The organism is Pseudomonas sp. IT-P176, assembly GCF_949767245.1.
Lineage (GTDB): Bacteria > Pseudomonadota > Gammaproteobacteria > Pseudomonadales > Pseudomonadaceae > Aquipseudomonas.
This window is the reverse complement of sequence record NZ_CATKPN010000062.1, coordinates 20,909-28,219: the sequence shown is the minus strand read 5'-3', so window position 1 is coordinate 28,219 and position 7,311 is coordinate 20,909. Positions and strand designations below refer to the sequence as shown.

7 protein-coding genes are annotated in these 7,311 nt (G+C 65.1%); 1 reads left to right on the top strand and 6 read right to left on the bottom strand.

Features of this window, described 5'->3' with window-relative positions:
- Positions 1–156: 156 nt before the first annotated feature.
- The 6 genes from ACM6IP_RS18685 to ACM6IP_RS18660 form a co-directional block, all read right to left on the bottom strand.
- Positions 157–1,197: an ABC transporter substrate-binding protein gene (locus tag ACM6IP_RS18685; RefSeq protein WP_095171876.1), complete on the bottom strand. Its 1,041-nt coding sequence runs from the start codon at positions 1,195–1,197 to the stop codon at positions 157–159.
- Positions 1,198–1,270: 73 nt separating this feature from the next.
- Entirely contained in the window at positions 1,271–2,440 is a 1,170-nt protein-coding gene (gene argE / locus ACM6IP_RS18680; RefSeq protein ID WP_414862056.1) for an acetylornithine deacetylase, read from the bottom strand.
- Positions 2,433–3,107, bottom strand: coding sequence for a DUF1028 domain-containing protein (locus ACM6IP_RS18675; protein WP_320332221.1), 675 nt, complete (start codon positions 3,105–3,107; stop codon positions 2,433–2,435). The genes argE and ACM6IP_RS18675 overlap by 8 nt, the downstream gene beginning before the upstream one ends.
- 10 nt (positions 3,108–3,117) lie before the next feature.
- On the bottom strand, positions 3,118–3,528 hold the full coding sequence (locus tag ACM6IP_RS18670) for a RidA family protein (RefSeq protein WP_003182257.1): 411 nt from the start codon (positions 3,526–3,528) through the stop codon (positions 3,118–3,120).
- Complete coding sequence (locus ACM6IP_RS18665) at positions 3,528–4,898, bottom strand: flavin-containing monooxygenase (RefSeq protein ID WP_414862055.1); 1,371 nt, start codon at positions 4,896–4,898, stop codon at positions 3,528–3,530. Before ACM6IP_RS18665 ends, ACM6IP_RS18670 begins: the two co-directional genes overlap by 1 nt.
- A gap of 251 nt (positions 4,899–5,149) precedes the next feature.
- Positions 5,150–5,992 carry a helix-turn-helix transcriptional regulator gene (locus tag ACM6IP_RS18660; RefSeq protein WP_414862054.1) on the bottom strand — a complete coding sequence of 281 codons (843 nt, stop codon included), beginning with the start codon at positions 5,990–5,992 and terminating at the stop codon, positions 5,150–5,152.
- A 122-nt stretch (positions 5,993–6,114) separates the two neighbouring features.
- Between ACM6IP_RS18660 and ACM6IP_RS18655 the strand changes: the two genes are divergently transcribed.
- A complete protein-coding gene (locus tag ACM6IP_RS18655; protein ID WP_414862053.1) occupies positions 6,115–7,311 on the top strand; it encodes an MFS transporter in 1,197 nt (398 codons plus the stop codon).

Here is a 7,311-nt window from a genome sequence, read left to right as displayed (position 1 = left end):
CCTGATCCAACACCCCAGAGGCCCAGAGGCCCAGAGGTCACGACCCAAGCAGGTTCTCTCTCCACAGGTGCAACGTCAATGCCCATCGCGAGCAAGCCGCAAGCGGGCGCCCGCTCCCACAGGAATTGGAGATGCCTGTGGGAGTTGAAGTGGGGATTAGCGGGCAGCCCAGGCGTTGAAGCGTTGTTCCAGCTCCTCGCCATGGTCGACCCAGAACTCGGCGTTCACCGCCCCGGCGCCGGCCAGGTTGGCCTCGGCGGTGGGCAGTTGCGCCTGCACCGACTTGGGCAGCAAGGCCAGGGTCTGCAGGTGCACCGGCCCGTAAGGAATGTTTTGCGAGAACACTTTCTGCGCCTGGGGCTGGCTGGCGAAGGCGATGAACTTCTCGGCCAGGGCCTTGTTCGGGGTGCCCTTGACCACGGCCCAGTATTCCGGGTCGTACAGGCTTTGTGGCCAGACGATGCTCAGTTTCATGCCCTCCTCCTGGGCCGAAGCAATGCGACCGTTGTAGGCGGCGCTCATCACTACGTCCCCGGCCACCAGCCACTGTGCCGGCTGGGCGCCCGCCTCCCACCACTGGATGCTGGATTTGATCTGGTCCAGTTTGGCAAAGGCCCGGGTCACGCCCTGCGGGGTATTCAGGACCTTGTACAGCTCATCCATTTTCACCCCATCGGCCAGCAAAGCGATTTCCAGGGTGTACTTGGCGCTCTTGCGCAGCCCGCGCTTGCCGGGAAATTCGCTGACGTTCCAGAAGTCCGCCCAGTTCTGCGGCGCCTTGGCCAGCTTGCCCTGGTCAAAGGCCAGGACCATCGACCAGACATAGGTGGCAACCCCGCATTCGGTCAGTGCCCCCGGGACAAATTGCGCCGGGTCGCCCAGGGCGCTCAGGTCGAGTTTCTCGAACAGGCCTTCCTCGCAGCCGCGCAGCAGGTCCGGGCTTTCCACTTCGACCACGTCCCAACTGGTGTGACCGGCGGCCACCATGGCCTTGATCTTCGACAGTTCGCCGTTGTACTCACCGGCGACGATGTTGCCGGCACCGCTGGCGTTGAACGGCTGGAAGTAGGCCTTGTCCTGGGCCAGCTTGGTGGCCCCGCCAAAGGAAATCACGGTGAGGCTCTGGGGCGCGGCGCACACTGCACCGCTCAACAGGGCCAGGGCAAACGGAAGGCTGCAACGCAAGGATCTGGACATGGATCTGTTCCTCGATAATGCCGGTACGCACTGAGGCGGCGGCGGGACACGCATGGGCGGCCGGAGGGCCTTGTTATTGTTCTTCGGGTGCGCTCAGCCAGGCCGCCAGTCGATCCATCAGGCGGTCACAGGCGTGCAACTGCTCGACGCTGACGAACTCGTCGGGCTTGTGTCCTTGCTCCATGCTGCCGGGACCACAGACTACAGTCGCGATACCGGCCGCATCGAACAACCCACCTTCGGTGCCGAAGGCCACGGTGCTGAAGGCATCGCTGCCACACAGCCGGGCGATCAGACGCGCGGCGGCGCTGTCCGCCGGGGTTGCCAGGCCCGGGTAGGCCGAGAGTTGTTCAAAGCGAATCGACGTCTCGGCCTTGATCGCCTGCATCGCCGGCAGCAACGTGGTCTGGGCGTAGTGCTGCAATTCATCGACCACCGCCTGCGGGGCGAAGTCCGGCAAGGCGCGCACTTCGAAATCGAAACGGCAATCGGCCGGCACGATGTTCAACGCCGTGCCGCCCTGGATCACCCCGACCTGTACGGTGGAGTAAGCCGGATCAAAACGTGAGTCCTGCAGCTCCGGCTCAGCCAGGGTGGCACCGATCTCACCCAGCCGGCCGATCAGGCGTGCGGCTTGCTCGATGGCGTTCACCCCGTAGGGGGCGTACGCCGAATGGCAGGCAGCGCCGTGCACATGGCAACGCATCGCCAGCTTGCCTTTGTGGCCGAGCACCGGCTTGAGTTCGGTCGGCTCGCCGATCAGGCACAAGGCCGGCGCCGGGATCCGCTGGGGCAACAGCTCGAGCAAACTGCGCACGCCCAGGCAACCGACTTCCTCGTCATAGGACAACGCCAGGTGCACCGGCCGGCGCAAGTCACTTGCCAGGAACAGCGGCACCGCCGCCAGGACCGAGGCCAGGTAGCCTTTCATGTCGGCGGTACCGCGCCCAAACAATTTGCCGTCGGCCTCGCTCAGGCAAAACGGCTCGACCGTCCAGGCCTGGCCGTCCACCGGCACCACGTCGGTGTGCCCGGACAACACGATGCCACCGGCCACCTGCGGGCCCATCGACGCCAGCAGATTGGCCTTGCTGCGTTCGGCGTTGTAGATCAGTTCGCAGTCCACGCCCAGGCCCTGCAGGTAGTCGCGAACGAACTCGATCAGTGCCAGGTTCGAGTCGCGGCTGACCGTGGCGAACCCTACCAGCCTGGCCAACAGGGCGCGGCTGCGCGGCTCACTCATCACCAGGCACTCCATAGCTGGGCGCCAGGGTTGGGTCGAGGGCGCGGGTCAGGTAGTCCTGCAGTTGGGGTTGGTAGGCGCGCCACAAGTTGCCCAGTTCATCGATCGGATTGTGTTCGGCCCAGTCAACCCGCAGGTCGACGATTGGCCAGGTCAGGTCATCGACCACCGACAGTGCTGCCGAATGCACCGTGCCAGCCTCGCCACCGGCCGCCTGGCCAGCTTGCAAGGCACTGAGTAAACGGGCGGCAAGGCAGCCTTCGCTGTGTTCAAAGGCGGCGACCATGGCCTCGATCACCGCGCTGTTGGCCAATAGGTTGCCAGCGGCCACGCACTGCTCTCCGGCCAGGGCGTTGTGGGTGCCCAGGGCTTGGCTGCCGCTGAACACGGCAGTCCGGCCTTGGGCATCCACCACCGCCACCTGGCGGTACTGGCTGTAGCCGTTGCGGGTCAGGGCCTGGTCCAGGGCCTGGGACGGCGCGGCGCCAGCGGCCAGGCCGTCGAGGATCTGCGGGCCGAGGGCCGGCAGGGTAATGTTTTGGCTCGACACCGCGCCGACACCGGCCCGCAGCCAAGGGCAACGAGCACCGACGGCGATGCTCGAGGAACTGATGGCGATGCCCAACTGGCCGGTCTCGGCGCAGCGTCCAACGATGGAAAAGGTCATGGTCGGTTCCTTATTCGGGGATCACGGCAATCACATCGATTTCCATCAGCCACTGCGGCTGGCCAAGGGCGCTGACCACCAGGCCAGTGGAAATCGGGAACACCCCTTTGAGCCATTTGCCGACTTCCTGGTACACCGGCTCGCGGTAGCGCGGGTCGATCAGGTAGGTGGTGGTCTTGACGATATGGCTCAGGTCGCTGCCGGCCTCCTCAAGCAACTGCTTGACGTTGCGCATGGCTTGCTCGGCCTGGGCCCGGGGGTCGCCGAGGCCCACCAGTTGCCCATCGAAGTCGGTGCCGACCTGGCCCCGCACGTACACGGTATTGCCGGCGCGCACGGCCTGGCACAGGTCGTTGTCCAGCGTCTGGTTGGGGTAGGTGTCTTTGGTGTTGAACATGCGGATGCGGGTATGAGTAGGCATCAACGAACTCCCATGCAGCTGGCTGGTTGGAGCGGTGCCGCGCACGCCTGCTCGGCATCGGCCTGGCGTTGTGCGGCATCCCGGTAGTTGAAATAGGTGTGTTGTTTGACGATGTGGTCGGCGACGTGTTTGGCGTCGTGCCATACCCCCCAGATGAACGCGGAGCCGCGCCGGGACTGCCACGGCAAACCAACGAAATACACCCCGGGTTCGCTCGACACGCCGCGCTGATGCTGGGGTTTGCCGTTGTCCTTGAAGGCGTTGACCTTCAACCAGCTGTAGTCGACCGTGTAGCCGGTGGCCCAGATGATGGTGCTGACCCCGGCCTTGGCCAGGTCGAGCTGCAGGATCGGCTGGCTGACACAGGCCGGATCGGGCAACAGGTTGCGGGCTTCGGGCTCCGGTGGCAGGTCGAGGCCGTTGCGGGCAATGTAGGCGTCTGCTGCATCCAGCAGGGCCAGGTAGTTCTCGTCGCCACGGGCGATGTTGTCGGCCAGGTTGTCCGCGAAGTTCACCACGCCACCGTTGAAGGATTCAGTCAGGCCGACCAGGGTCATGCCCTGCTGGGCGAGCCGACGAAAGTCGATGGTTTCACCCCCGCGGGCCCCACTCACGGCAATGGTCACGTGCTCCTTGCCCGGCTGCATGGCCTCGGCATCCCATTCGCCCAGCACCCCCAGCCACCAGCAGAAATCACGGTTGCGATAGGCACGCGGCGGCCGGTCGTGAGCCCCCACCGACAGGTACACCTGCTTGCCGGCGCGCTGCAGTTCATCGGCGATCTGCACCCCCGAGGAGCCGGCGCCCACCACCAGTACCGCGCCTGCAGCCAGTTGCTGCGGGTTGCGGTATTGCGCCGAGTGGATCTGCTGGACGCCGCTGATGGCCGGTGCAATCGGCGGGATCACCGGGCGCTGGAACGGACCGGTGGCGACCACCACATGCCGCGCTTCGATCACCCCGGCACTGGTGTTGACAGTGAAGCCAGGACGGTCGGTATTGCGCTCGACGCTCTGCACGTCGACCCCGGTGCGGATCGGTGCATTGAATTTTTTCGCATAGGCTTCGAAGTAGTCCGCGACCTGCTCCTTGGCGGCAAAGGCGTCCGGGTCCAGGCCGGCAAATTCCAGGCCCGGAAAGCGGTCGTGCCACGCCGGGCCATTGGCAACCAGCGAATCCCAGCGCCCGGTGCGCCACGCTTCGGCGATCCGGTTGCGCTCCAGCACCAGGTGCGGCACCCCAAGCTTGCTCAAGTGCTCACTCATGGCCACGCCGGCCTGACCGGCACCCACAACAAGCGTATCAATTTGGATTTTCTCAACGGTCATGTCTGTGCACTTCTGAAAGTTGGAAGGGTTCAGATCGGTCATGGCTGGCGCCTCTGATGCAGATCATCGTGGTGCTGCGTTTGCGCTTACGGTGCGGGGGTGTTGGGCGCATTCTGTGACGCGCAGGGGATTAGCGAAATGATGTTTTATGTAGTCGCGAGCGAGGAAAAAGCGTGCCTGGGCGCAGGACGTTCATTGGGTTTGGCGATTCCGCCGGGAGTCACTGCGCAACCCAACGCAGCCTTCGGCAGCTGCTACGGGATTGGGTGGGGCCTGGGACATTGCGTCCAGGCTCAGCGCAAACGATCGTGTAACCAACCCTCAAACCGCTGCTGGCCGTCACCCTCCTGGCATGGCGCGTAATACACCAGGCGTAAATGCCGGTCGGCGTCGATGGTCAGCATGGTGTGCTCGAACGACACCGCGCCCAGGTCCGGGAGCTGCAGGTGTCGAGTGCCCTGACAAGGGCCATGGAGATCCTGGCGAAACCAGCCCTGGCGGAACTCGGCGCTGATTTTCTCCAGGTCCTTGACCAATTCTGCGACATCGCTTTGCCGGGAGCCGTGCCCGAAATCCCGGCGAAAGCTCGACAACATCTGCAGTGCTTGTTCTTCCCACGGGTCGAACAGCGCGCGCACGTGTTCATCGGTGAACAGCATCCACAGTAGGTTGCGTTGCTCCGCCGGCTTGTCGGCAAAGTGAAACAGCTGCTCGCCGGTGGGGTTCCAGGCCAGCACGTCCCAGCGCAGGTTCAACACGTAGGCTGGGCGCAGCGTCAGGTCGGCGAGCAAGCGGTGGATGACCTTGGGCACCACGCACCAGGTCTGTGCCTGCTCGGCCGGCGCCCGCTGATAGGTCAGCAGGTACAGGTGCCGACGCTCCATGGGGTCCAGGTGCAGGACGCGACACAGATTGTCGAGGAAGGCCGGTGAAACGCCGATCTCGCGGCCCTGTTCCAGCCAGGTGTACCAGGTCAATCCGACGCCGGCCAACGCCGCGACCTCTTCGCGGCGCAAGCCGGGAGTCCTGCGGCGTCCACCGGCGGGCAATCCGGCCTGCTCGGGGGTGACGCGTTCACGGCGACTGCGCAGGAACGCCGCCAACTCCAGGCGGGTGCGCTCGAGTGTTCTACCCATTATCCGGTTACTCCTAGTAACAGCATAAACGGTAGATATTGTAACAATGATTAGCCTGCTAAAGAATTGTCCGCACCGGGCCCAGCCCCCCTGCTCCACTGTGCCAGACAAGGAAGATGTGCATGCGCAACCCCACCCCCACTTCGGTCTACCTGATTGCCGTCGGCGCCTTCGCGCTGGGCATGGCGTCCTACGCCACGGCCGGCCTGATGCCGATGCTCGAACAGGCCTTCAGCGTGCCGATGGCCATCGCCGCGCAACTGGTGACCGTGTTTGCCCTGGCCTACGGCATCGGCTCACCGCTGGTGGTCGCCCTCCTGCCTCGCAATCGCCAGCGCCTTGGCCTGTTGGGCGCACTGGGGCTGTTCGTGCTGGCCAATGTCGGCGGTGCGTTGACCAACGACTTTGCCCTGCTGATGCTGTGCCGGGCGCTGGCCGGACTCGGTGCCGGGGTGTATCTGGCGACCGGCATCACGGTCTGTGCAGCGCTGTCTGAGCCCGAACGGCGTGGCAGCGCCATCGCGATCATCATGACCGGCATGGCCAGCGGTACCGTGCTGGGGGTGCCCCTGAGTCTGCTGTTGGCCGAAGCTGCCGGCTGGCAGGCCGCGCTGTGGCTGGTGGCACTGCTGGGCGCAGGTGCATGGCTTGGTTTGCAGCGGCTATTACCGGCGGTACCGGCCGGACCGACCGTGGCCCTGCGCAGCAAGCTGGCCTTGCTCAGCGACCGCAAGGTGCTGGCCATCTTGCTGGTTTCCCTGCTGGCCGCAGTGTCCAGCCTGGGCATGTACACCTTCATTGCGCCGCTCATGAGCGACCCGACCTACGGCAGTGTCGGCAACGTGACACCCTATCTGTGGGTCTGGGGCCTGGGCGGGGTGGCCGGGAGTTTCCTGGTCGGTCCGCTGCTGGAGCGTATCCAGGGGCCGATCCTGACCCTGATCATCATGCTGGTACTCGGCGGAGCGCTGTTGCTGTTGCCGGTGATGGCGGGCCTGTCGCCCTGGCTCGCGTTGTTGCCGATCGCCCTGTGGGGCTGCGTCGGTTGGGCCTTGCAGGTTCCGCAGAACAACGAACTGCTCGCCGCCCGGGAACGCCACGGCGATGGCGACCTGGCGGTGGCCCTCAATGAATCGGCGCTGTACCTGGGCAGTGCCCTCGGTGCGGCAGCTGGCGGCCTGCTGTTGTTATGGGCCATGCCCGGCTGGGCACTGGCCTGGAGCGCCGCGGGCGTGGCGTTGCTGGGCGCCGTGCTGCAACTGTATAACGTGCGGCGGCTGACACCGCTGTCGTCGCCCAATGCCCTGCGCAGCCGCTAG

Bases quoted from the DNA above. Each gene is read 5' to 3' on its own strand.
- ACM6IP_RS18685 (WP_095171876.1), bottom strand. From the start codon at position 1,197: ATGTCCAGATCCTTGCGTTGCAGCCTTCCGTTTGCCCTGGCCCTGTTG.
- argE (WP_414862056.1), bottom strand. From the start codon at position 2,440: ATGAGTGAGCCGCGCAGCCGCGCCCTGTTGGCCAGGCTGGTAGGGTTC.
- ACM6IP_RS18675 (WP_320332221.1), bottom strand. From the start codon at position 3,107: ATGACCTTTTCCATCGTTGGACGCTGCGCCGAGACCGGCCAGTTGGGC.
- ACM6IP_RS18670 (WP_003182257.1), bottom strand. From the start codon at position 3,528: ATGCCTACTCATACCCGCATCCGCATGTTCAACACCAAAGACACCTAC.
- ACM6IP_RS18665 (WP_414862055.1), bottom strand. From the start codon at position 4,898: ATGACCGATCTGAACCCTTCCAACTTTCAGAAGTGCACAGACATGACC.
- ACM6IP_RS18660 (WP_414862054.1), bottom strand. From the start codon at position 5,992: ATGGGTAGAACACTCGAGCGCACCCGCCTGGAGTTGGCGGCGTTCCTG.
- ACM6IP_RS18655 (WP_414862053.1), top strand. From the start codon at position 6,115: ATGCGCAACCCCACCCCCACTTCGGTCTACCTGATTGCCGTCGGCGCC.